Source organism: Skermanella pratensis (assembly GCF_008843145.1).
GTDB classification, from domain to species: domain Bacteria; phylum Pseudomonadota; class Alphaproteobacteria; order Azospirillales; family Azospirillaceae; genus Skermanella; species Skermanella pratensis.
Map to the genome: position 1 here is coordinate 2,351,683 of NZ_CP030265.1, position 20,319 is coordinate 2,372,001.

Genomic DNA, 20,319 nt, shown 5'->3' on the forward strand with positions numbered 1-20,319 from the left:
GTGGCGTCACGCCATGACAGAACTGACGAGAAAGCAGACAGAATCGATGCAGAAGAACAAGAGCGGCGGCATCGGCGAGACCATCAAGACGGTCGTCTACGCCGTCGTGATCGCGTTCGGCGTCCGGACTTTCGCCTATGAACCGTTCAACATCCCGTCCGGATCGATGATCCCGACGCTTCTGGTGGGCGATTATCTGTTCGTCTCCAAGTTCTCCTATGGCTACAGCAAGTACACGGTCGCCTTCGGCGCGCCGCTGTTCGACGGCCGTCTGTTCTACACCAAGCCGGAGCGCGGCGACGTCGCCGTCTTCAAGCTGCCGCGGGACAACAGGACCGACTACATCAAGCGCATCGTGGGACTTCCCGGCGACCGGATCCAGGTGATCAACGGCGTGCTGCACATCAACGGGGAGGCGGTCAAGCGCGACCGGGTCGAGGACTTCGTCACGACCGACCAGTTCGGCCGCCAGATCCGAGTCGCCCAGTACGTCGAGACGCTGCCGAATGGCCGCCAGCACCGCATCATCGAGGAAAGCGACAACGCTTCGCTCGACAACACGCAAGTTTACGTGGTCCCGGAAGACCACTTCTTCGCCATGGGCGACAACCGCGACAACTCGCTGGACAGCCGGGTCGGCGCGATGGTCGGTTTCATCCCGGTCGAGAACCTCGTCGGGCGGGCCGAGTTCCTGTTCTTCTCGATCGACGACGGCGCCCGCTTCTGGGAGTTCTGGAAGTGGCCCTGGGCCGTGCGCTTCGGCCGTGTCTTCGACGGCGTGAACTGAGGGGGACGGCATGTCCGCCATCGGTACCAATCAGAACGGCCATTCCGGTCCCGCCGACCTCGCCGAGCTGGCGGCAGCCCTAGGCCACCGGTTCAGGCAGCCCGAGCTTCTGGTGGACGCAGTGACCCATCCCAGCGTCAGCGGAATGGAGCGCGTTGGCAAGCGGCCGGGCAGGGCGGCGATTCCGGGTCTCGCCTACGAGCGGCTGGAGTTCCTGGGCGACCGGGTTCTCGGACTTGTGATCGCCAACTGGCTGCTGGAGCGTTTCCCGGGGGAGCGCGAGGGGGCGCTGGCCCGCCGCCTCGCCAGCCTCGTCCGGTGGGAGACCTTGAGCCAGGTAGCGGCCACGCTGGACCTCGGCCGTTACCTGCGGCTCTCCACCGGCGAGGCGGGGTCCGGCGGCCGGACCAACGGCACGATCCTGGCCGACTGCTGCGAAGCGGTGATCGGCGCGCTGTACCTGGACGGCGGTTTGCCTGCAGCGGAAACCTTCATCCGCACCCGGTGGGCCGGCCAGATCGACCGGGCGGCATCGCCGCCGCAGGACGTCAAGACGGCCCTTCAGGAATGGGCACAGGGGCGCGGCAAGCCTTTGCCCGTATATGAAACCATGGGCCATACCGGCCCGGACCACAGCCCGCAATTCGAGGTCAGGGTGCATCTGCAGGGCTTCGAGCCCGTCGTCGCCCAGGGCAATTCGAAGCGGGCGGCAGAGAAAGCAGCGGCGAGCGAGATGCTTCGCCGCGTCGGAGCACCGATCGATGAGTGACGAGACCGCTTCCCCGGAGCAGGCCCCCATGCCCGAACATCCGCGCTGCGGATTCGTGGCCCTTGTGGGAGCGCCCAATGCCGGCAAGTCCACCTTGCTGAACACCATGATCGGCGCAAAGGTGTCGATCGTCTCCCATCGCGTCCAAACCACCCGCACCCGGGTCCTCGGCATCGCGACGGAGGGCGACTCCCAGGTGATCTTCGTCGACACGCCCGGCATCTTCGCGCCGAAGAAGCGGCTGGAGCGCGCCATGGTGGCCGCCGCTTGGCAGGGGGCCAGCGATGCCGACCTGGTGGTGCAGCTCGTCGATGCCGCGCGGAAATCGATCGATGGCGATACCCGCGCCATCATCGCCAAGCTCAAGGCCTCCGGGCGTCAGGCCATCCTGGCGCTGAACAAGATCGATCTCATCAAGCGTGACAAGCTGCTGGCGCTTTCCGCCGAGCTGAACGCCGAAGGCATCTTCACCGACACCTTCATGATCTCGGCGGAGACCGGCAACGGCGTCGACGACCTGCGCAGGCACCTCGCGTCGCGCATGCCCGAGGGACCGTGGCATTTCCCGTCCGACCAGCTCTCCGACATCCCGATGCGCCTGCTGGCGGCCGAGATCGTCCGGGAGAAGCTGTTCCTCCAGCTTTACCAGGAACTGCCCTATTCGGCGACGGTGGAGCCGGAAGGCTGGGAGGAGTTCGACGACGGCAGCGTCAAGATCTCCATGGTCGTCTTCACCGAGCGCGACAGCCAGAAGGCGATCATCCTCGGCAAGGGAGGCCAGCGAATCAAACAGATCGGCGCCACCGCGCGCACGGAACTGGAGGAGATGCTGGAACGCCGCGTCCATCTGTTCCTGCACGTCAAAGTGCGGGAGGAATGGACCAACGACCCCGAGCGCTATCGTGACTGGAACCTCGATTACAACGCGTAGAATTCGGCGGCGTTCTCCCTCATCAAACGGCGCCGGTCCGCACTGGAGCAGAACTGCGTCGCCCACAGGACGGTCTCGATCCAACGCGGATAATCCGTGGCCAGGGTGCTGACGGGCCAATCGCCGCCGAACATCACGCGGCGGAAGCCGAAGCACTCGATCACGTGGTCGATGTAGGGCCGGAGGTCCTCGCGGTTCCACGCGGCATGGTCGGCTTCGGTCACCATGCCGGACAGCTTGCACCAGACGTTCGGCAGTTCAGCCATGGCCTCGATATCGGTCTGCCACCGGTCGATCAGGCCGGCGCGGATGCCCGGCTTGCCCGCATGGTCCAGCACGAAACGGACTTCCGGACAGCGCCGGACCAACTCGACCGCGGCAGCCAGCTGTCCGTGATAGACGCAGATGTCGAAGCTGAAGCCGTAGCGGGGCAGCAGCCTGACACCCTCGACGAAATCCTGCCCGAGGCAGAACTCCGGGTCGGGCTCGGACTGGATCAGCCGGCGGACGCCCCGCACGAGGGGCCGTTCGGCCAAGCGCTCCAGGTGGGGCTCCGCCGAGCGGCCGAGTTCAAGGGGAGCCGCCGCGACGATGGCGCCGATCCGCAGGTCGGCCTGCGCAAGCCCGGTCACCCAGTCTGCCTCGCCAAGCCGGTCCGCGGGGCGGCATCGACTTCGACGAAAACCAAACGGTCCACCGGAATGGGGCCGCAGGCGTCGGTGAAGTCGCCCGGCAGGTGAGGACGGTTCAGCGCCGGAACGCCCGCCATCCAGGGATAGCTCAGGACCGAGGGATCATAGAGGTGCACATGGCTGTCGATGATCGGAAACACGCTCATGGTGCAACTTCCTTCCCCGGGAATACAGTAGATCCTATTCGATCTTCCCCGCCCAGGCCAGGACTTCGCAGGCAAAAGAATGAATCATTTCATCGAAAGAGGTAACTCCATAGCCAAGTGATGCTGCAAAGCACACGGCCTCGGCCAAACGGATTATCAGCGTCTACATTATCATATGCGGTATAAAAGGGGGTAATCCCTAAACCAAACCCCGCCGTTAAGCGATATTTACTTGTCGTTAAGATTCTGAAGTCAGTATTGCCTCGTGGACAGCAAGGCGCCACTTCGAGAAACCTCTCACGAAAGAGCCGATCATGACCGACGTTCGCCGCTACACTGATCTCCGCCTCGCTCAATCCAGCCGCGTCCATGCCCGCCTGATCGAGCGATTCATCGAGGTCACGGAGTCCGAACTGGCCGGCCAGTCTGATCCCTTCGTCCGCGAAAGCCTGCTGGACCTGCTGTCGACCATGCGCGACGATCGCCGCGGCTACGGCATGATCGGCGGAGTCATGGCCGTCAGCGAGGCTGCCTGACGCTCGAAACGGTTTCCGTGGCGCCGATGAAGCGGTGCCGGCAACTCAGGCGCCGGTCTCGCTCTCGGCCGCGGCGGCCAGTGCCATCAGGGGCACGAGCAAGCCAAGGCTGACCAGCCGCAGCCATCCCGCGGCTTCGCCGGCGGGGGGCAGGTAGCTGATCGCGGCAAGTCCCGCCATCGCCATGAACAGCAGGGGCGACAACCGCCAATACAGCCGGTGCCAGCGCGACCGGTCCGGCGGAAGGAACAGCGCTTGGCGCAGGGACCATTTCGGGTCCAGGATCGTCTTCAGCAGCAGTATGAAGAGACACATCGCGACCACGCTCGCGACGTGGGTGCCGTTCAGGTCATAATCTCCCATGGCCTCCTCCCAGCATCATTCGACGCCTGGAATGTGAGGCCGATCCGGCACTGCGGACAAACGAGCAATTTTCATGATCCGCATAGATCCCTCTCATGCGGAGCGGACACGATCTTTTTTCTGGACTGTCTGGTCCGGATTCCCCATGTATCGGGCATGGGTAGACCGCGTGAATTCAATGCCGACGAAGCTCTAGACCGTGCGCTGCACGTGTTCTGGACCAAAGGCTATGCCGGCACCTCCATGACCGACCTGCTGGAGGCCATGGGCCTCAGCAAAAGCAGTTTCTACGAGTTCTTCGGCAGCAAGCACGACGCTTTCATGGCGGCCCTGCGCCGCTACGGCGATCGTGAGGCCGCCCGGCTGGACGCGTGCGTCGGCTCGGGCGGGTGTGCCCGCCGTCTCATCGAGGTCCAGCTTAGAAGCATCATCGAGCGGCCCTCGGCGGAGGGTGACCGGCGCGGATGCCTGACGGTCAATTGCGCCGTCGAGCTTGCACCGCATGATGCCCTCATCGAAACGGCCATCGCGGAGCACCTGGACCGGATGGAGGAGCTTTACCACCGCCTGATCGCCCGCGGACAGGCGGACGGCGGCATTTCGGCCCGCCATGATCCCCGGACGCTGGCCCGTTACCTCGTCAGTGCCCTCTGCGGCCTGCAAGTCATGGCGAAAGCCGGCCGCGATCCCCATGCCCTGGAGGACGTCGTCTCGACCACCCTCGAAGCCCTGGACTGACGGCCCGATCCGTCTGTCCTCCCGTGCGTCAATTTTGGACCAATCGGTCCGTAACTAAAGGAAGCATCATGAGCGAGAGCGATCTTTTCCAGCCCGTCAAGCTCGGCCCCTATACCCTGGCGAATCGCATCGTCATGGCCCCGCTGACCCGTAGCCGCGCCAACAAGGACGACGCCCCCTTCGCCCTGCACGCCGAGTATTACGGCCAGAGGGCCACCGCCGGGCTGATCATCAGCGAGGCGACCCAGATCTCCCGCCAGGGCAAGGGCTACGCCTACACCCCCGGCATCCACAGCGAGGCCCAGGTCGCCGGCTGGAAACAAGTGACCGATGCCGTACATGCCAAGGGCGGCAGGATCTTCCTCCAGATGTGGCACGTCGGCCGCATCTCCCACCCGACGCTGCAGGAGGACGGCGCTCTTCCCGTCGCTCCCAGCGCGATCAAGCCGGAAGGCAAGGCATTCACTGAGGACGGCTTCGTCCCCTTCGTCACCCCGCGGGCGCTTGAGCTGGACGAGATCCCGGGCATCGTCGAGCAGTACCGTACCGCCGCCGAGAACGCCAAGCGCGCCGGCTTCGACGGCGTCGAGATTCATGCCGCGAACGGCTACCTGATCGACCAGTTCCTGCGTGACGGCACCAACAAGCGGACCGACGTCTATGGCGGGTCGGTCGAGAACCGCGCACGCCTGATGCTGGAAGTGACCGAAGCCGTCGTCGGCGTCTGGGGTGGCGACCGGGTCGGCATCCGTCTGTCGCCGATCAGCCCGGCCAACGACATCTCGGACAGCGACCCGGATCCGGTCTTCACCTATGCGGTGGAACAGTTGAACCGCTTCGGCCTGGCCTACCTGCATCTGGTGGAGGGGTCCACCGGCGCGAGCCGCGAGGTATCCGGCGCGGTGGACCTGCGCAAGCTGCGGCGGATCTTCAACGGGCTCTACATCGCGAACAACCTGATCGACCGCAACACCGCGATCGAGCTGCGCGAGACCAGTGAGGCCGACCTCGTCGCCTTCGGCCGGCCCTTCATCGCCAATCCGGATCTCGTCGAGCGGCTGCGGATCAACGCCCCGCTGAACGAGCCCGACCGGGACACGTTCTACGGCGGCGGGGCGGAAGGCTATACGGATTACCCGTTCCTGAGCGACGTGGAGCGCCAAGCCGCGGCCGACTGAGGTCGGCGGACCGTCAGGCCGCCTCGTCCAGGGCCACAGCCTGCCCGGCACCTTCGCCGGGAGGGCTGTCCCTGAGGCCGATGCGGTAATAGGACAGCCGCTCGCGCTGGAGCGTCTCCACATAGTCGATCAGGCTTTCACGCAGAAAACCAGGCTCGCAGGCCTCCGCCCGGCTCAGCACCGTACCGATGTAATCATCGAGTAACATGATGTGAACAAGTGCGGCACGCATGGCGGTGCTGTCGTTGACGGTCTGCAGAGACTGGTCGGGCATTGACTTCTCCCTAGGTGTTTCGTGGCTGTCGGTCGGCCTTTATAACAGGCATATGAGTTTCTTCCGACCCGGCACAAAGACTTCTATCCTGCTTCGTTTTTTCGTCATGCGGGCTACTGCGCTCGGATTTGCTGCATCACACAATCCACGTTCGGATGTTCATCCGCAACTGCCCAGGGCCTGGGCAAAAAGCCAGCCCGCCACGACGGTCACCAGGGCCTGTTCCGCGAACGAGCCGGTCCTGATCAGGGGGAACGCGAAGGTCCGCTTGAGCGGCCAGGCGAGGCACAGCCCGGCGGGCGTGATCAGGTCGGCCGCCAAGTGGCTGGCATAGCCGATCACGAAGGGCAGGGTATGGTGCCATTGCTGCCCGTCCCAGCGAAGCACGGCGATGCACCCGGCGACCGCGACAATCGAGTGGGTCAGGCCGCGGTGCCCGAACAGTTTCGACAGCGGTACGGAAATGAACTTCAAACGCCGTCCGACCCAGGACTTCGGGTGGTCGATGTCGGGACCCAGCGACCCGGCGACGGCCAAGCCGAGCGCCACCGGGTCGAACAGGGGCAAGCCCATGCCATGGGCAAGGTAAAGCCATGAGGCGGAGCCGATCAGGGCATGGGATCCCGCCATCATGGCGTTACCCCGTTCCGGACCTGCGGAACCGCCCGACCACCTTGAGAAGACATCTGAACCGCACACGGCAAAACATTGATTCAGTTCAGAGTCTACCGCAATTATCCACAGAACTAAAGCCGAACATCATGGCTTTTCGGTGTTCTTGGACCCAACTGGCCGGATATGCCCGGGAAGATCCGATCCGGCTCGGCTCGCGGAACGGCGCCGCCGGTCAGGACAGGAAGGGGAACAGTCCCATGATCGCCGCGACGACGCTGTCATAACAGCTCAGGCCGGGGCTGAACATCACCGCCATGGCCTCGCCGCTCTTGCCGTCCATCACCAGCTCAAGCGCCGACATTCCCGCGTTCCACAGGCCGGAGCATCCGGACGAGACTGTGTTCGCCGCCGTGCCCGCGTCGCTGGCGAAGTTCTCGACCGATTTCCCAAGAGTCTCGGCGGTCTTGCCCAGGGATTCTGTAGTGTCGCTCATGGTCACCCTCCAGGTGCATCGTGCAGATGAAAGGTCCGACATCGCAACGCGCCTACGCGCCTGCCAGAGGGGCCCGGACCCCGATCAATGCCAGAGATGGTGGTGCCGAGTCTCCAATCAATCCCCGCTGGATCGATCGCTCAGCTCGACCGCGAAAGTGATCGAACCGCCGAAGCTGCCGCCCGGTCCCAGCTCCGCGAACCCGGTACCCCGCTCGCCGGCCGCAGCGCGGTTGACGGCGTTGGTCATATGGCTGACCGGCTCGAAGCAGAAGTAATCCTGGTTGTGCGGCACATAGACGACGGCATGCCGGAACGGAGGCGTCGCCTCGATGCGGAGGCTCGCCCCCGCGCCCGGCCAGTCGATCCGTGCGCGGCCGTTCCAGCCGGTGAAGTTGTTGTCGAGCACGATGTCGTCCAGCGCGACCCCGTGGGGGAAATCCCAGGCCAGCGGCAGCGGCACCCGCTCGGTCGGGATGTGGCCTTCGTCCCCGAGCCAGACGCCGTCGAGGTCCGCGGTCAGCCGGGTGCCGATCGGTTTCGGGAAATATGGATGAAGCCCAAGCCCGGCGGGCATCGCAAGATCGCCGGTGTTGACCAGTTCCATCGCTATGGTCAGGCAGTCGTCGGCGATTTGGAACCGTTGGGTCGCGCTGTAGGCGTAGGGCCAGGTTCCGGCAGCGTAATCGAATGTCAGCACCGCCGAGCTGTCGTCATGGCCGGAAATGGTCCAAGGCGCTTGCCAGCCGTGGCCGTGGATCACGTCGGCGATGAACGGCGCGTTGGGCGGCAGTTCCACGGAGCGGCCGTGGAAGACGAAGTGGCCGCCCGCGATCCTGTTGGAGAACGGGACGAGCGGATGGCAGGACAGGTCGGCGGGTTCCCACCGGTCGACGGCGCCCGGCTGGGCGGGGCGCATCAGGTGAAGTGGCGGCTGGTCGTCTCGATGCAGCAGCAACCGGGTGATCGACCCGCCGCACTGCGGGCTGATCGCGCATTCCAGCGGCCCGTGGCGGAGGACGATCGCGCTTTCCGGTTCTGCCATGGCTGCCTCTCGGCTGACGTTGTGCCGTTGTGGTGGACGGCGGATATGGCATAGCCTACCGGCAAATGAAAGACACGCCAGCGGGATTGGCCGGGTCGGCTTCACCCGGCGGCGCAAGGGCAGGGCAAGGGGCGGATTCGTGTTTCTTGGGATCGATCTGGGGACATCGGCGGTAAAGGCAGTGCTGGTGGACATGGAACAGCGGGTCGTCGCCCAGGCGGTGGCGCCGCTCACCGTCTCGCGCCCGCATCCCCTGTGGTCGGAGCAGGACCCGGAAAGCTGGTGGCGCGCCACCAACTCGGTCGCGGCGGAACTGCGCCGCGCCCATCCCGCCGAGATGGCCCGGGTAACCGCCATCGGCCTGTCCGGTCAGATGCACGGCGCCACCTTGCTGGACGGCCGGGACCGTGTCCTGCGGCCCGCCATCCTGTGGAACGACGGCCGCAGCGGTGCGGAATGCGCCGAACTGACGCGGAGGATGCCGTCGCTGCCGGAGATCGCCGGCAACCTGGCCATGCCCGGCTTCACCGCGCCGAAGCTGCTGTGGGTCGCCCGGCACGAGCCGGAGATCTTCCGCGAGGTGGCGAAGGTGCTGCTGCCCAAGGACTATGTCCGGCTGCGCATGACCGGCCGTTACGCATCCGACATGTCCGATTCAGCTGGAACCCTGTGGCTCGACGTCGCCCGGCGCCGCTGGTCGCCCGAGCTGCTGGCGGCGGCCGACCTGGACGAGGGCGAGATGCCGGAACTGTTCGAGGGATCGGAACCGACCGGCCTGCTGCTGCCGGAGGTCGCGTCCGCCTGGGGGCTGGGCGATTCGGTCGAGGTGGCTGGCGGCGGCGGCGACAATGCCGCCGGGGCTGCCGGCGTCGGCGTGTTGAAGCCCGGATCAGCCTTCCTGTCGCTCGGCACGTCGGGAGTCCTGTTCGTCGCGAACGCGGGATTCGCGCCCAACCCCGCGCGCGGAGTCCACGCGTTCTGCCATTGCTTCCCGGGTTTGTGGCACCAGATGTCGGTGATCCTCAGCGCCGCGAGCTGCCTCACCTGGGTGACCCGCCTCACCGGCGCCTCCAATGAAGCCCGACTTCTGGCCGAGGTCGAGGCCGCCGACCGCGATACCGGGGCACTGCTGTTCCTGCCGTACCTGTCGGGGGAGCGTACGCCCCATAACGATCCCGACGCCAAGGGCGTGTTCTTCGGGCTGAACCACGACCATGACCGCGCCGACCTCGCCCGTGCCGTGCTGGAGGGCGTGGCCTACGCCTTCGCCGACGCACAGGACGTATTGGCGGAGGCGGGCACCGAGATCGGCACCGTGTCGGTCATCGGCGGCGGCGCGCGGAGCCGGCTGTGGGGGCGCATCCTGGCCGACGTGCTGGGCCGTCCGCTGACCTACCACAAGGGCGGCGAGGTGGGACCGGCTTTCGGTGCCGCCCGGCTGGCCCGGCTGTCGGTCACCGGCGAGGACATGGCGGCGGTCTGCACCGCGCCCGAGACCGATTTCGTGATCGAACCCGACCGGGCCGCGACCGAGCGGCATGCGTCCAAATTGACACTGTACCGGGATATCTACCATGGACTCTCCGGCTTGTTCCGGAGCAAGGCATCGACATAGTTCCGCCATAGGGTTAACCTTACCTCCTCCGGTTGACCCCATGATCCGATCACCTTCGCGGAGCTAGCATGTGCCGTTGGCTGGCCTATCAGGGCCGTCCGATTCCGATCGATACCCTTCTGTTCAAACCCGCCAACTCCCTGATCCACCAGTCGCTCGCGGCCCAGCGCGGTCATGTGCCGACCAACGGCGACGGCTTCGGCCTGGGCTGGTACGGGCACCTTCGAAAGCCCGGCTTGTACCGGGATACGATGCCGGCCTGGAACGACCTGAATCTTCGTTCCGTGTCCGAACAGATCCAGTCGGGGCTGTTTTTCGCCCATGTCCGGGCGTCCACCGGGGCGTCCACGGCCCGGGTCAACTGCCATCCGTTCCGCTACGACCGCTGGTTGTTCATGCATAACGGGCAGATCGGCGGCTGGCCGGTCGTCCGGCGCGCGGTCGAGAACCTGATCGCCGACGACCTCTATCCGTTCCGCGAGGGCAGCACCGACAGCGAAGTGATCTTCTATCTGCTGCTGACCAACGGCGTCGCCGAGGATGTCGATGCCGCCTTCGCGCGGACGTGCCGCCAGATCGGGGAAGCCATGGCCGCCCACGGCATCATCGAGCCGTTTCGGCTGACCGCCTGCCTGACCGACGGCGAGCGGCTCCACGCCCTGCGCCATTCCAGCGACCGGGCTTCGCCGACGTTGTTTTATGCGCTGGGTGGAGGCATCAGCGTCGACCAGGGCTGCTGCCGTTTTGAAAGCAGCCAAGGCGACGTTCTGGTCCTGTCGGAACCGCTGGACGCCATCGAGGCGGTCTGGCACGAGGTGCCGGAAGGACACATGCTGACGGCCTCGGGGGGCAGGGTCGAACTGCATCCGTTCGATCCGACCCTGCAGTGAGGATGCCGGCGCTCGCCGGGAGCGCCGGCAGGATGGTCAGAAGATCAGCGCCAGCAGCCCGATCACGACCAGAAGTCCGATCAGGAAGATGAAGCCGATCGCGCCGCCCAGGAATTTCAACATCGTCGATTGTCTCCTCGTTCGGTCGGTGGTCAGCGGTTCCGGGCTGCGGGACGATAGGGATGCTGCTCGCGCCAATGGTTCGCGATGTCGATCCGGCGGCAGATCCAGACACGGTCGTGGCCCTGGATATAATCCAGGAAACGGGCGAGGGCTGCGGCGCGGCCGGGACGTCCGACCAGTCGGCAATGCAGACCGATGGACATCATCTTCGGCGTCCTGGCGCCCTCGGCATAAAGGACGTCGAAGCTGTCCTTGAGGTAGCTGAAAAACTGGTCGCCGGAATTGAAGCCCTGCGACGTGGCGAAGCGCATGTCGTTGGCGTCCAGCGTATAGGGCACGATCAGCTGCGGCTTACCGTGGCTGTCGTCCCAGTAGGGCAGGTCGTCGGCATAGCTGTCCGCGTCATAGACGAAGCCGCCGTCCTCGACCACCAGCCGCCTCGTGTTGGGGCTGCAGCGGCCCAGATACCAGCCCAGCGGCCTGCTGCCGGTCAGTTCGGTCTGGATTTCGATGGCGCGCCGCATGTGGTCGCGTTCGACGTCCTCGCTGACGTGCTGGTAATCGATCCAGCGCCAGCCATGGGTCGCGATCTCATGTCCCGCTTCGACCATGGCGGCGACCGCCTCGGGGTTGCGCGCCATCGCCATGGCCACGCCGAACACGGTCAGGGGCAGGCGCCGCTCGCCGAAGATGCGCATCAGCCGCCAGAAGCCGGCACGGCTGCCGTACTCGTAGATCGATTCCATGTTGATGTGCCGGACGCCCTGGAGAGCCTGGGCACCCACGATTTCCGACAGGAACGCTTCCGACGCGGCGTCGCCATGCAGGATATTGTTCTCGCCGCCCTCCTCGTAGTTCATGACGAACTGGACGGCGATGCGGGCGCGGTTGGGCCACTGTGCATCCGGCACCCGGGCGCCGTAGCCGATCATGTCGCGCGGATAGCCATTTTCGGTGGACATGCTTCCTTCTCCCAATACACGACCCGGTACATCGCCATGGAGCATAGCCCTCGGCACGACATCACAGTGTCGAGGACGGGACATTAGTTCGATGTCGTCGGTTGTTCAATGTACGCCTTGGCCGGTTGGCCGCCGGCGCACGCCGGGCCGTGATAATCGGGGAGCGGTAACATGCACCTGTCAAGCGATGGGTTGTCGGGTCAGTTTTCCAGCAGATCCTTTCCTCTGTCCGCGTCCATGCCATGCACGGGGCCGGCGGAGCGCCTTGCCTCTACCATTGCCCTGACCTGTCGCGCCTCTTCCACGACAAGGCGGGACCGCTTGAAGGCGGTTTCGGCGCGCTTCATCAAGGCTGCCAGCCGCGAGTTCGATGCTCGGTGATCCGTATCCACCATCAGTCCTCATCCTTAAGCGAAGGCCATAAGGGGACAGTCACGTCATCAAGTCTGTACGCTAACGGACACGGCTAATGGAAATCCTGTAAAAACACCATCTCTTCGGTAATCTCGGCCAATGTACGAAACCGAACAGACAGGGCCCAATTTCCCATGTCTGCTATCTCCCGGACCGTGCTGTCGATGCGTCATGCCATCGGATATGAGAGAGCGACAATGTTCACCAACGAATTCTTCGTCATGTCGAGGGTTGGCAAATGGTATGTGGACAATGGGGTGGACTCCCATGGCCCTTACCTGAGCCAGCGGGACGCCATCGCCGACGCGATCGACGCGGCGAAGTCGGTGTCCCGGCGCAAGAAGCCGGCCGCGGTCCTGCTGAAAGTTCCCGGCACCGACGCGGAGGTCGTCTGGAGTTCGCGGCAGGAGATACGGGAAGCCAATCGCGCAAGCTCAGTCGTGGACGCTTGACGGATACGCTGCGACCGGGCGACGGCCGCTTCCGAGGGCGCCGGCAATATGGCAAGGCAGTTCATGCGCAGAGGTCAGAAGACCGGGAACTTGGCGACGATCTCCCGAGTCGCTCCTTCCCGGCGCACGTTCAGCGGCAGCCATGTCCCCGGCGCCTGACGGTTTACGATGTCGATGAACTTACCGACTTCGGTGGTCTTCGTGCCGGCGGCATCCAGGATGATGTCGCCCGCCTTCAGCCCGGCCGTCTCGGCTACGCTGTTGCCGACCACCGACTCGATTCGCAGGCCCTCATCCTGGGGCGCGAGGCTCACGCCCAGGCGCGGGCGCCAGGATCCCTGTTCCTCCGGGTCGTCGGAGACGCCGAACACCGCGTCTGCCAAGCCGGCCTCCAACTCGGAGCAGGAGATGCCCGCGCTCCAGGGCAGCAGGACCATGCTGTCGCCGATGCCGAGATCGGCAAGCTGGTGGGGGATGCCGTGCCGGCGCTCCATGTGGCCCGCGCCGACGATACCGACCACGGTCGCGGCGGTGCGGCGATGGGCCTCGGCGATCGCTTCCGCCATGGCGCGGTCCCACAGGAGTTGGGCTTCCTGGAACCGACGGAAGGCGGGGTCGTCCCTCACGTCGCCTGCCGCGGGTTCGCGTCCGTGGGCCGAGTAGATCTCCGCCAAATTGTCGGTATACGCTGAGGGCGCCCGGGCGGGGTCGCCGACGCCTTCGCGGTCGGACGGCGGGATGCTGTTCCAGCCTTCGCGTCCGACGCGCGCCGTCAGGGCGCGATCCACGTTCAAGGCGACCACCGGGATGCGGTTCATGCGGGCGAACTGGAGAATGGGCATGTAGAGCGCGCTGTCGTAACCCCAGACGGTACGCCAGTCGCTCTCGGCCAGGAACTCCTCCTCGGTCGTGTGGCCGCCAATCCATCGGTCGAGCGCCGGTTGGATCCTGCGCGGGAACATTTCCATCCCGATCACCAGTTCCGGGCGATGGGCGTGCAGCCCGGCCAGCGTGTGGAGTTGCCAGCGGTGATGTTCTGCGCTGTCGTGCCGCTCGCCCAGCAGCACCACGGGCGCCCTGGATGCCCGGTGGAACAGATCGGGCACGGCGATCGCGCCGCCTGCCGCTTTGTCCGCCGGTTCGATCCAGGCGCCCTGGGGAATGCAGGCCGACGCGTCGTCGGCGGCCTCCGCCGGTCCGCCCGGCCACACCATGCATCCGGAAAGCAGAACGGCGACAGCCATCAGTTTTCGCACGAGCGTCATTCCTTTCGGGCCGGACTTCACCATGACCAGAGTCCGACATTTAGGTCCGGCGGATCCTGCGACCATGGTCAACCCGCGTCCAGGGGCACCGGATCGACGATTTCGGTCGGCAGGTCGAACTGCTGCCACACGTCGATTCCGTCGCGGAACCAGTACACCCGCCTATAGCCCCAGGAAAGCGCGCGCTTGGCGGCGTTCCAGGACATCCAGCAGTCGGTCACGCAATAGAACAGCAGGCCGGTCGCCGCGTCGCCCTTCGTCAGCCGCTCGAGATTCCGGCGGAAATAGTTCTCGACGACGGGGTCCGGCCGGCCTTCCCCCACTTCAGGAAGCCAAGTGCTGCCGGCGATCGCCACATGGGGCTTCGCCACCAGCCATTTGCCGGATACACCGGGAAACGCCGCGCGGGGAACCTTCATGACGTCGATGAACAGTACGGTACCGGCCTTGTGGAGCGCCTCGGCCTCTTCGAGAGAGACTGTCGCGGCGCCGGGCACGTGGGAGGGGACGGGAGCCCGGTAGTGGTCCAGGCGATATCCGTCCGGCAGAGGCACATCCGATCCGGGCCGTGTGTCAGCGGCCATCCCGGGGCCGGTACCGCCGCCAGAAGATAACTCGACAGCGCGATCGTCGCGGCGAAGGCGCACCTGGGCCGGCAAGTCCGTTTCATCGGTGCAGGCAATCATGGGGCGGGCCATTCCCGCCAGTGCCACGATAGTGCTATAGGCGGCGGGGCCATGGAAGGTTAAGGTTGGCGCTTGGTTTCGTCTGGTACGGTTGAATGTCGATTTCCTTCGCCCGGACTCCCCGCCCCGACTCCCTGTCCGGTTCCGCGCCGGACGCTGCACCGGACCTGCTGGTCGAGATCGACAGCAAAACGTTCCCGGCGGTCGGCGATGCGCCTGCCCATGAGGCTGTGCGTGCGTTCCGGCTGGCAGCGCGGCGCGGCGAGTTCGTCGCGATGGTCGGTCCGTCCGGCTGCGGCAAGACGACGACGCTGAACATCGTCGCCGGCCTCGACCGCGACTTCCGCGGCCGCGTGAGGCTGCCGACCGCAGCCGGCCGGGACCGCCCGGTTCTCGGCTATGTCTTCCAGAACCCGCGCCTGCTGCCGTGGCGCACCGTGCATCAGAATCTCGCGCTGGTGCTGGACCCCGGTCCCGGTCATGACCCCGACGCCGAGGCCAGGATCGCGGCCCTGCTCGACGCCATGGACCTGACCCGCGTCCGGGACCAGTATCCAGGGCGCCTTTCGGTCGGAATGGCCCGGAGGGCGGCGCTCGCCCGCGCCTTCGTCGTTCAGCCGGACCTGCTGCTGATGGACGAACCCTTCGTGTCGCTGGACGAGTTGACGGCCCAGCGGCTGCGGTTGCTGCTGCTCGACGTCTGGAGTGCCCGGCCGACCACGGTCCTGTTCGTTACCCACAATCTGCGCGAGGCGATCCAGCTGGCTGACCGGCTCGTGCTGCTCTCGCCTCCTCCCACGCGGGTGCTTGCCGACCTGCCCATCGACCTGCCGCGCGCCGACCGGGGCAACGAGGCGGTCGTCGAGGCTTATCGCGCCGAACTGCTGGGGCGCGGGGGACCGGCGTTCCAGCTGCTGGGGTGACCTGCCCGGCGAGCAGGGGGCGGGTGCTTGGCCGGCTTTGCAGCGGTCGCGGCGTTGCGGTATTGTGGAGTCATGCCAGAGACGCCCGCACCCGAGAAACACACCGTCATCCTGACCGGCGCCAGCCGGGGGATCGGCCACGCCACCGTCCAGCGCTTCAGCGACGAGGGGTGGCGCGTGATCACCTGCTCGCGGGAGACGATCCCGGAGGATTGCAAAGCCGATCCCAACTGGACCCACCATATCGCCGCTGACCTGGGCGACCCGGACAGCCGGGCCGAATTCGTTAAGGAAGCGAACCGGGTGCTGGGCGGCGGGCCGCTCCACGCGCTGGTCAACAATGCCGGGGTGTCGCCCAAGACGCCGATCAAGGAGCGGCTCGGCTGCCTCAACGGCGACCTGAACGCCTGGCGCTCCGTCTTCGAACTGAACTTCTTCGCGCCGCTGGTCCTGGCCCGCGGGTTTGCCGCGTCTCTCGCCAAGGGCAAGGGCGCAATCGTCAACATCACCTCGATCGCCGGCCACGCGGTCCATCCCTTCGCCGGCTCCGCCTACAGCACGTCGAAGGCGGCGCTGTCCGGACTGACCCGAGAGATGGCGGTGGAGTTCGCCGACCTCGGCGTGCGGGTCAACGCGGTGGCACCGGGAGAGATCGAAACCGCGATGCTGTCGCCGGAAACCGACATCCTGATCCCGCGCATTCCGCTGCACCGGCTGGGGCAACCCTCGGACGTCGCGTCGGCGGTCTTCTATCTCAGCTCGTCCGCGTCCAGCTACGTGACTGGAACGGAGATTTTCGTGACCGGCGGACAGCATTTGTACTAACGAAAACGCGTCATTCCAACAAGTTTGACAGTAACGTCATAAAACCGTCATGATTGGTTAACAAACCAATTTTGAAGGGTGTGACGGTGACGGTGATCTCGGAGAATAGTTCAAGAAGCTCGTTGAGGAATATTGCCGCTTCGGACACGTCGTACCGTTGGCTGACGGCGGGCATTTCGGTTCCAGCCCTCATCGTCGCACTGGCGGTTCTCCAGAACAGGTATGCTTACGGGGAACTTTTCAACGATCCGGCCGACATCGTCGGCTACGACCCCTTCTTCGGGATGATCTCCACCATCGGGCTGTTCTTCTGGGCCGCCGCAGCGGGTATTGCCGCCTTGGCGGCGACCGTGCTCCGGGGTGCGGGAGACACGCGGGCGGGCGGCTTCTTCCAGGCCGCCGGACTGCTCACGCTGCTGCTGATGGTCGATGACGCCTTCATGCTCCATGAGCAGGTGCTGCCCGAGGGGTTGGGCATCCGCGAGCGCTATATCAAGGTGGGGTATCTGGCGCTGGCGGCGGCGTTCGGACTGACCTTCTTCAGGTTCCTCATCCGTGGCAATCCGGTCCTGCTGGCCTCGTCTGCGGCATTCTTCGCGGGCAGCGTCGTCTTCGACAACCCTGCGTTCCTGACCGGCCTGGGAGTGATGGCGTCGGATTTCGTCCTCTATGTCGTGGAGGACGGTTGCAAGTTCACCGGGATCGTCCTGTGGTTCACCTGGATGCTGAAAACCGCGGCCGATTCCGTCAGGCTTCCGGCGCAGGTCTGACTTCGGCTTCTTCCGGCGGGCGGCCAGTACCGGTTCCGAAGGGGGCCCGGTTCGATTGCGTGCATCCCGGAGATGTCCGTCAAAGCCGGATCTGTTTTGGAAGCAAAACCCGTCCGCGACGGCTTGACACGATTATGTTTCGTTCCTTTGGAAAGGATGCAATGGTATTATCTCCAAAGTAGACAGCCATCCACAACGGAGTAGTCGCACTTTGAACCGGCGACGCATGGACTTGCTGATCCTGACCATGGCGGCATTCTTCGCACTCAGCGTGGTCGGCATGCGGGCGGTGTGGCTGCTGTCGGATCACGACCGCGAACTCGCGAGGGCCGAATCGGCGAGCCGCGATCTCGCCCGCTTGACCGAGGAGTATATCGGCCGGGTCTTCGAGACCAGCGACCTGATCGCTTTGGAGGTCGTCCGTTACGTCCGGCAGAAAGGCGGCGTCGATCAGGTCCGGAACCGGTTGGAGCCGCACCGTTACCTGGGCGATCTGGCGCGCCGGATCGCAGGGTCGCAGATCCTAGTGGTCGACCGCAAGGGCACTCCCACGCTGCTGACCACGCAATTCCCTGCGCCTTCCGGCGATTTTACCGATCGCGCCTGGCTCAGGGATCATCTCGCCGGGGCCGAGCGCCACATCGGCGAGGCCCTGATCGGCCGGTTCTCCGGACAGATCCTGTTCACCTATTCCCGCACGATCCGGGATAACGAAGGGTCCCTCGACGGAATCGCCCAGGTATCGATGCGGCCGACTTTCTTCGAGCAGGTTCCGCTGACAAGCGATCTGGGGGCGGGCGTCCAGCTGACGGTCTGGAACCTTGACGGCGGCGTCATCGCCCGGACGGGCATGTCGCCCCAGGAGATCGGCCACAACTACAGGGACCACTCGGCTTTCTGGTCGCTGCTCGCCGGGCAATCCGGTACTTTCCGCACGCAGTCGCCCTTCGACGGGGTGGAGCGGATCTTCTCTTTCCGGCGGCACGCCTCCTGGCCGGTCATCGTCAGCGCCAGTGTACCCGTCTCCAGCGCGATGGTCCCGTTCCGCGAGAACCTTCACCAGAGCATCTGGCAAATCGCCTTGATCCTCTGCGGGCTTGTGGCGCTGACGGCGTTGGCGTTGCGGATGAGCCGGCGGGAGGCCGTTCTTCGCGAGGAGCTTATGATCTCCAACGGCGTCCTGGCGTCGTCGGGGCGAAGGCTGGAGGGGCAGGTCGAGGAACGCACTCGGGAACTCGGTGCCGCCAACGACAGGATGCGGGAGGAGGAAAGACGCTTCCGCGGGATCTTCAACTCCATGTTCCAGTACATTGCCCTGCTCAGGCCCGACGGGACCGTCCTTGAGATCAACCGGGCGGCGCTGGATTTCGGCGGGCTGGGCCAGGACGACGTGATCGGAACGCCGTTCTGGGAAACCCCCTGGTGGAGCCCGGACGGCGACGCTGCGGACAAGCTGCGGCAGGCGATCAACCGGGCGGCGGGCGGCGAGTTCGTGCGCTATGAGGCCGAGATAACCGGGGTGGACGGCCGCCGGGTCCTGATCGACTTCTCGTTGAAGGGCGTCACCGACGAGCAGGGCAGAACCGTCCTGCTGGTGGCCGAGGGGCGCGACATTTCAGACCTCAAGGCGGCGCAGGCGAAGCTTCACGAGGCGCAGAAGCTGGAACTGCTGGGGCAGCTGACCGGCGGCGTCGCACACGACTTCAACAACCTGCTGATGGTGATCCTGAGCAGCCTGGACCTGCTGCGGAAACGCCTGCCCGACGACGAGCGGCTGCGGCAGTTCGCCGACAGCGCGACCCAGGCCGCCGAGCGCGGCACCACGTTGACCCAGCGCCTGCTGGCCTTCGCCCGCCGCCAGGACCTGCGGCCCGAGGTGATCGACCTGCGCGACCTTGTCGGAGGCATGAGGGACCTGGTGGAGCGGTCGGTCGGGGTAGGCATCCGTACGGTCTTCGACCTGCCCGACGGCCTGCCGAATGTTCGGGTCGACGCCAATCAACTGGAACTGGCGTTGCTCAACCTCGTGCTGAACGCGAAGGACGCGATGCACGAGGGCGGCGTCCTGACCATTTCGCTGCGCCACCAGCCGGCCGACCGCGACGATCCCGGCCAGCCGCGGGCCGGCTTCGTCTGCCTGACCGTGGCCGACAACGGTTGCGGCATGGACGAGAAGACATCGCGGTCGTGCATAGAACCTTTCTTCACGACGAAGCAACCGGGCAAGGGTTCGGGCCTCGGTCGGTCCATGGTCCATGGGCTGGCGGTGCAGTCGGGCGGCTGGCTGCGCATCCTGACCCAGGTCGACATGGGAACTCGGATCTCGATCGGCCTCCCGGCGGCGGGGGCCGTGATGCCGATCAAGCCTCTGCTTTCCGATCCCGGGAACGAGGCGTCGGCTCCGCCGTCGTGCCGCGTCCTGCTGGTGGAGGACGACGTTCTGGTCGGCATGGGGGCCGAGGCGGTGCTTCAGGACATGGGGCATACCGTAACGCTGGCCCATGACGGCAGCCACGCGCTGGAGATCCTGGACAGCGCCGGCCCGTTCGATCTGATCATTACCGACTACGCGATGCCCGGCATGACCGGATTGGACCTGATCGAGACGCTGCGAAGCCGGTACCCGCACCTCCCGATCGTTCTGGCTTCCGGCTATGCCGACCTGCCGACCGGCGGAATTCCCGCCGGCGTCGCGAGGCTGTGCAAACCCTATCGGCCGCCGGACCTCGTCGCCGTATTGACCGGCCTTCTCGGCTCCGGCGGCCCGACCAACGTCATTCGCTTCCAGCGCGACCCGCGCGCCCAGTGAATCCGGTCCGTACCGCCGG

Annotated in this window: 25 protein-coding genes; 13 read left to right on the forward strand and 12 right to left on the reverse strand. The window is 65.6% G+C overall.

What is annotated here, in order from left to right; all coding sequences use genetic code 11:
- The first annotated feature begins 46 nt into the window (after positions 1-46).
- From lepB to era, 3 genes are read left to right on the forward strand one after another with little or no spacing between them, the layout of a single operon-like run.
- Positions 47-787, forward strand: a complete 741-nt coding sequence (gene lepB / locus DPR14_RS10630) for a signal peptidase I (RefSeq protein WP_246149157.1) — start codon at positions 47-49, stop codon at positions 785-787.
- A 10-nt stretch (positions 788-797) separates the two neighbouring features.
- The gene (rnc, locus tag DPR14_RS10635; protein ID WP_158045104.1) at positions 798-1,556 is read left to right on the forward strand and encodes a ribonuclease III; all 759 of its coding nucleotides are present in this window, start codon (positions 798-800) and stop codon (positions 1,554-1,556) included.
- Positions 1,549-2,487 carry a GTPase Era gene (era, locus tag DPR14_RS10640; protein WP_246149159.1) on the forward strand — a complete coding sequence of 313 codons (939 nt, stop codon included), beginning with the start codon at positions 1,549-1,551 and terminating at the stop codon, positions 2,485-2,487. The genes rnc and era overlap by 8 nt, the downstream gene beginning before the upstream one ends.
- On the opposite strand, the gene DPR14_RS10645 is transcribed toward era, so the two are convergent.
- Positions 2,475-3,119: an amidohydrolase family protein gene (locus tag DPR14_RS10645; RefSeq protein ID WP_192499397.1), complete on the reverse strand. Its 645-nt coding sequence runs from the start codon at positions 3,117-3,119 to the stop codon at positions 2,475-2,477. The two genes, era and DPR14_RS10645, sit on opposite strands and share 13 nt — an antisense overlap.
- Entirely contained in the window at positions 3,116-3,325 is a 210-nt protein-coding gene (locus DPR14_RS27335; protein ID WP_192499398.1) for a hypothetical protein, read from the reverse strand. Before DPR14_RS27335 ends, DPR14_RS10645 begins: the two co-directional genes overlap by 4 nt.
- A gap of 314 nt (positions 3,326-3,639) precedes the next feature.
- Here DPR14_RS27335 and DPR14_RS10650 point away from each other — a divergent pair, with 314 nt between their 5' ends.
- Positions 3,640-3,861 carry a hypothetical protein gene (locus DPR14_RS10650; RefSeq protein ID WP_158045106.1) on the forward strand — a complete coding sequence of 74 codons (222 nt, stop codon included), beginning with the start codon at positions 3,640-3,642 and terminating at the stop codon, positions 3,859-3,861.
- Between the two features lie 45 nt (positions 3,862-3,906).
- Here the strand turns inward: DPR14_RS10650 and DPR14_RS10655 are convergent, their stop codons facing one another.
- The gene (locus tag DPR14_RS10655; protein ID WP_158045107.1) at positions 3,907-4,224 is read right to left on the reverse strand and encodes a hypothetical protein; all 318 of its coding nucleotides are present in this window, start codon (positions 4,222-4,224) and stop codon (positions 3,907-3,909) included.
- Between the two features lie 156 nt (positions 4,225-4,380).
- Here DPR14_RS10655 and DPR14_RS10660 point away from each other — a divergent pair, with 156 nt between their 5' ends.
- Positions 4,381-4,962 carry a TetR/AcrR family transcriptional regulator gene (locus DPR14_RS10660; RefSeq protein ID WP_158045108.1) on the forward strand — a complete coding sequence of 194 codons (582 nt, stop codon included), beginning with the start codon at positions 4,381-4,383 and terminating at the stop codon, positions 4,960-4,962.
- A gap of 68 nt (positions 4,963-5,030) precedes the next feature.
- The gene (locus tag DPR14_RS10665) at positions 5,031-6,140 is read left to right on the forward strand and encodes an alkene reductase (RefSeq protein ID WP_158045109.1); all 1,110 of its coding nucleotides are present in this window, start codon (positions 5,031-5,033) and stop codon (positions 6,138-6,140) included.
- A 13-nt stretch (positions 6,141-6,153) separates the two neighbouring features.
- Here the strand turns inward: DPR14_RS10665 and DPR14_RS10670 are convergent, their stop codons facing one another.
- The 4 genes from DPR14_RS10670 to DPR14_RS10685 form a co-directional block, all read right to left on the reverse strand.
- On the reverse strand, positions 6,154-6,414 hold the full coding sequence (locus tag DPR14_RS10670) for a hypothetical protein (RefSeq protein ID WP_158045110.1): 261 nt from the start codon (positions 6,412-6,414) through the stop codon (positions 6,154-6,156).
- Between the two features lie 159 nt (positions 6,415-6,573).
- On the reverse strand, positions 6,574-7,047 hold the full coding sequence (locus DPR14_RS10675; RefSeq protein WP_158045111.1) for a metal-dependent hydrolase: 474 nt from the start codon (positions 7,045-7,047) through the stop codon (positions 6,574-6,576).
- Positions 7,048-7,261: 214 nt separating this feature from the next.
- Positions 7,262-7,522: a hypothetical protein gene (locus DPR14_RS10680; protein ID WP_158045112.1), complete on the reverse strand. Its 261-nt coding sequence runs from the start codon at positions 7,520-7,522 to the stop codon at positions 7,262-7,264.
- Between the two features lie 117 nt (positions 7,523-7,639).
- Positions 7,640-8,566, reverse strand: a complete 927-nt coding sequence (locus tag DPR14_RS10685; protein WP_192499399.1) for an aldose 1-epimerase — start codon at positions 8,564-8,566, stop codon at positions 7,640-7,642.
- A 139-nt stretch (positions 8,567-8,705) separates the two neighbouring features.
- Here DPR14_RS10685 and xylB point away from each other — a divergent pair, with 139 nt between their 5' ends.
- A complete protein-coding gene (xylB, locus tag DPR14_RS10690) occupies positions 8,706-10,181 on the forward strand; it encodes a xylulokinase (protein WP_158045114.1) in 1,476 nt (491 codons plus the stop codon).
- Positions 10,182-10,249: 68 nt separating this feature from the next.
- Complete coding sequence (locus DPR14_RS10695; RefSeq protein ID WP_158045115.1) at positions 10,250-11,071, forward strand: class II glutamine amidotransferase; 822 nt, start codon at positions 10,250-10,252, stop codon at positions 11,069-11,071.
- A gap of 36 nt (positions 11,072-11,107) precedes the next feature.
- On the opposite strand, the gene DPR14_RS29235 is transcribed toward DPR14_RS10695, so the two are convergent.
- The 3 genes from DPR14_RS29235 to DPR14_RS10710 all read right to left on the reverse strand — a co-directional run bounded on the left by DPR14_RS29235 (position 11,108) and on the right by DPR14_RS10710 (position 12,551).
- Positions 11,108-11,194, reverse strand: a complete 87-nt coding sequence (locus DPR14_RS29235; RefSeq protein ID WP_158048092.1) for a small membrane protein YohP — start codon at positions 11,192-11,194, stop codon at positions 11,108-11,110.
- Between the two features lie 29 nt (positions 11,195-11,223).
- Entirely contained in the window at positions 11,224-12,156 is a 933-nt protein-coding gene (puuE, locus tag DPR14_RS10705) for an allantoinase PuuE (protein WP_158045116.1), read from the reverse strand.
- Positions 12,157-12,356: 200 nt separating this feature from the next.
- The gene (locus tag DPR14_RS10710) at positions 12,357-12,551 is read right to left on the reverse strand and encodes a hypothetical protein (RefSeq protein ID WP_158045117.1); all 195 of its coding nucleotides are present in this window, start codon (positions 12,549-12,551) and stop codon (positions 12,357-12,359) included.
- A 216-nt stretch (positions 12,552-12,767) separates the two neighbouring features.
- Here DPR14_RS10710 and DPR14_RS10715 point away from each other — a divergent pair, with 216 nt between their 5' ends.
- A complete protein-coding gene (locus DPR14_RS10715; protein ID WP_158045118.1) occupies positions 12,768-13,022 on the forward strand; it encodes a hypothetical protein in 255 nt (84 codons plus the stop codon).
- Positions 13,023-13,096: 74 nt separating this feature from the next.
- Here the strand turns inward: DPR14_RS10715 and DPR14_RS10720 are convergent, their stop codons facing one another.
- Positions 13,097-14,266, reverse strand: coding sequence for a ChaN family lipoprotein (locus DPR14_RS10720; protein WP_192499400.1), 1,170 nt, complete (start codon positions 14,264-14,266; stop codon positions 13,097-13,099).
- Between the two features lie 89 nt (positions 14,267-14,355).
- Positions 14,356-14,973, reverse strand: coding sequence for a PQQ-dependent catabolism-associated CXXCW motif protein (locus DPR14_RS10725; protein ID WP_246149163.1), 618 nt, complete (start codon positions 14,971-14,973; stop codon positions 14,356-14,358).
- A 95-nt stretch (positions 14,974-15,068) separates the two neighbouring features.
- Between DPR14_RS10725 and DPR14_RS10730 the strand changes: the two genes are divergently transcribed.
- From DPR14_RS10730 to DPR14_RS10745, 4 genes are all read left to right on the forward strand, one after another.
- Positions 15,069-15,896 carry an ABC transporter ATP-binding protein gene (locus DPR14_RS10730; protein WP_158045120.1) on the forward strand — a complete coding sequence of 276 codons (828 nt, stop codon included), beginning with the start codon at positions 15,069-15,071 and terminating at the stop codon, positions 15,894-15,896.
- A 72-nt stretch (positions 15,897-15,968) separates the two neighbouring features.
- Positions 15,969-16,721 (forward strand): SDR family NAD(P)-dependent oxidoreductase, encoded by a 753-nt coding sequence (locus tag DPR14_RS10735; RefSeq protein WP_158045121.1) that lies wholly within the window; start codon positions 15,969-15,971, stop codon positions 16,719-16,721.
- A gap of 122 nt (positions 16,722-16,843) precedes the next feature.
- Positions 16,844-17,491, forward strand: coding sequence for a hypothetical protein (locus DPR14_RS10740; protein ID WP_158045122.1), 648 nt, complete (start codon positions 16,844-16,846; stop codon positions 17,489-17,491).
- A 226-nt stretch (positions 17,492-17,717) separates the two neighbouring features.
- A complete protein-coding gene (locus DPR14_RS10745) occupies positions 17,718-20,300 on the forward strand; it encodes a hybrid sensor histidine kinase/response regulator (RefSeq protein ID WP_158045123.1) in 2,583 nt (860 codons plus the stop codon).
- Positions 20,301-20,319: the final 19 nt, after the last annotated feature.

Bases quoted from the DNA above. Each gene is read 5' to 3' on its own strand.
- lepB (WP_246149157.1), top strand. From the start codon at position 47: ATGCAGAAGAACAAGAGCGGCGGCATCGGCGAGACCATCAAGACGGTC.
- rnc (WP_158045104.1), top strand. From the start codon at position 798: ATGTCCGCCATCGGTACCAATCAGAACGGCCATTCCGGTCCCGCCGAC.
- era (WP_246149159.1), top strand. From the start codon at position 1,549: ATGAGTGACGAGACCGCTTCCCCGGAGCAGGCCCCCATGCCCGAACAT.
- DPR14_RS27335 (WP_192499398.1), bottom strand. From the start codon at position 3,325: ATGAGCGTGTTTCCGATCATCGACAGCCATGTGCACCTCTATGATCCC.
- DPR14_RS10650 (WP_158045106.1), top strand. From the start codon at position 3,640: ATGACCGACGTTCGCCGCTACACTGATCTCCGCCTCGCTCAATCCAGC.
- DPR14_RS10655 (WP_158045107.1), bottom strand. From the start codon at position 4,224: ATGGGAGATTATGACCTGAACGGCACCCACGTCGCGAGCGTGGTCGCG.
- DPR14_RS10660 (WP_158045108.1), top strand. From the start codon at position 4,381: ATGGGTAGACCGCGTGAATTCAATGCCGACGAAGCTCTAGACCGTGCG.
- DPR14_RS10665 (WP_158045109.1), top strand. From the start codon at position 5,031: ATGAGCGAGAGCGATCTTTTCCAGCCCGTCAAGCTCGGCCCCTATACC.
- DPR14_RS10670 (WP_158045110.1), bottom strand. From the start codon at position 6,414: ATGCCCGACCAGTCTCTGCAGACCGTCAACGACAGCACCGCCATGCGT.
- DPR14_RS10675 (WP_158045111.1), bottom strand. From the start codon at position 7,047: ATGATGGCGGGATCCCATGCCCTGATCGGCTCCGCCTCATGGCTTTAC.
- DPR14_RS10680 (WP_158045112.1), bottom strand. From the start codon at position 7,522: ATGAGCGACACTACAGAATCCCTGGGCAAGACCGCCGAGACTCTTGGG.
- DPR14_RS10685 (WP_192499399.1), bottom strand. From the start codon at position 8,566: ATGGCAGAACCGGAAAGCGCGATCGTCCTCCGCCACGGGCCGCTGGAA.
- DPR14_RS10695 (WP_158045115.1), top strand. From the start codon at position 10,250: ATGTGCCGTTGGCTGGCCTATCAGGGCCGTCCGATTCCGATCGATACC.
- DPR14_RS29235 (WP_158048092.1), bottom strand. From the start codon at position 11,194: ATGTTGAAATTCCTGGGCGGCGCGATCGGCTTCATCTTCCTGATCGGA.
- puuE (WP_158045116.1), bottom strand. From the start codon at position 12,156: ATGTCCACCGAAAATGGCTATCCGCGCGACATGATCGGCTACGGCGCC.
- DPR14_RS10710 (WP_158045117.1), bottom strand. From the start codon at position 12,551: ATGGTGGATACGGATCACCGAGCATCGAACTCGCGGCTGGCAGCCTTG.
- DPR14_RS10715 (WP_158045118.1), top strand. From the start codon at position 12,768: ATGTTCACCAACGAATTCTTCGTCATGTCGAGGGTTGGCAAATGGTAT.
- DPR14_RS10720 (WP_192499400.1), bottom strand. From the start codon at position 14,266: ATGGCTGTCGCCGTTCTGCTTTCCGGATGCATGGTGTGGCCGGGCGGA.
- DPR14_RS10725 (WP_246149163.1), bottom strand. From the start codon at position 14,973: ATGATTGCCTGCACCGATGAAACGGACTTGCCGGCCCAGGTGCGCCTT.
- DPR14_RS10730 (WP_158045120.1), top strand. From the start codon at position 15,069: ATGTCGATTTCCTTCGCCCGGACTCCCCGCCCCGACTCCCTGTCCGGT.
- DPR14_RS10735 (WP_158045121.1), top strand. From the start codon at position 15,969: ATGCCAGAGACGCCCGCACCCGAGAAACACACCGTCATCCTGACCGGC.
- DPR14_RS10745 (WP_158045123.1), top strand. From the start codon at position 17,718: ATGGACTTGCTGATCCTGACCATGGCGGCATTCTTCGCACTCAGCGTG.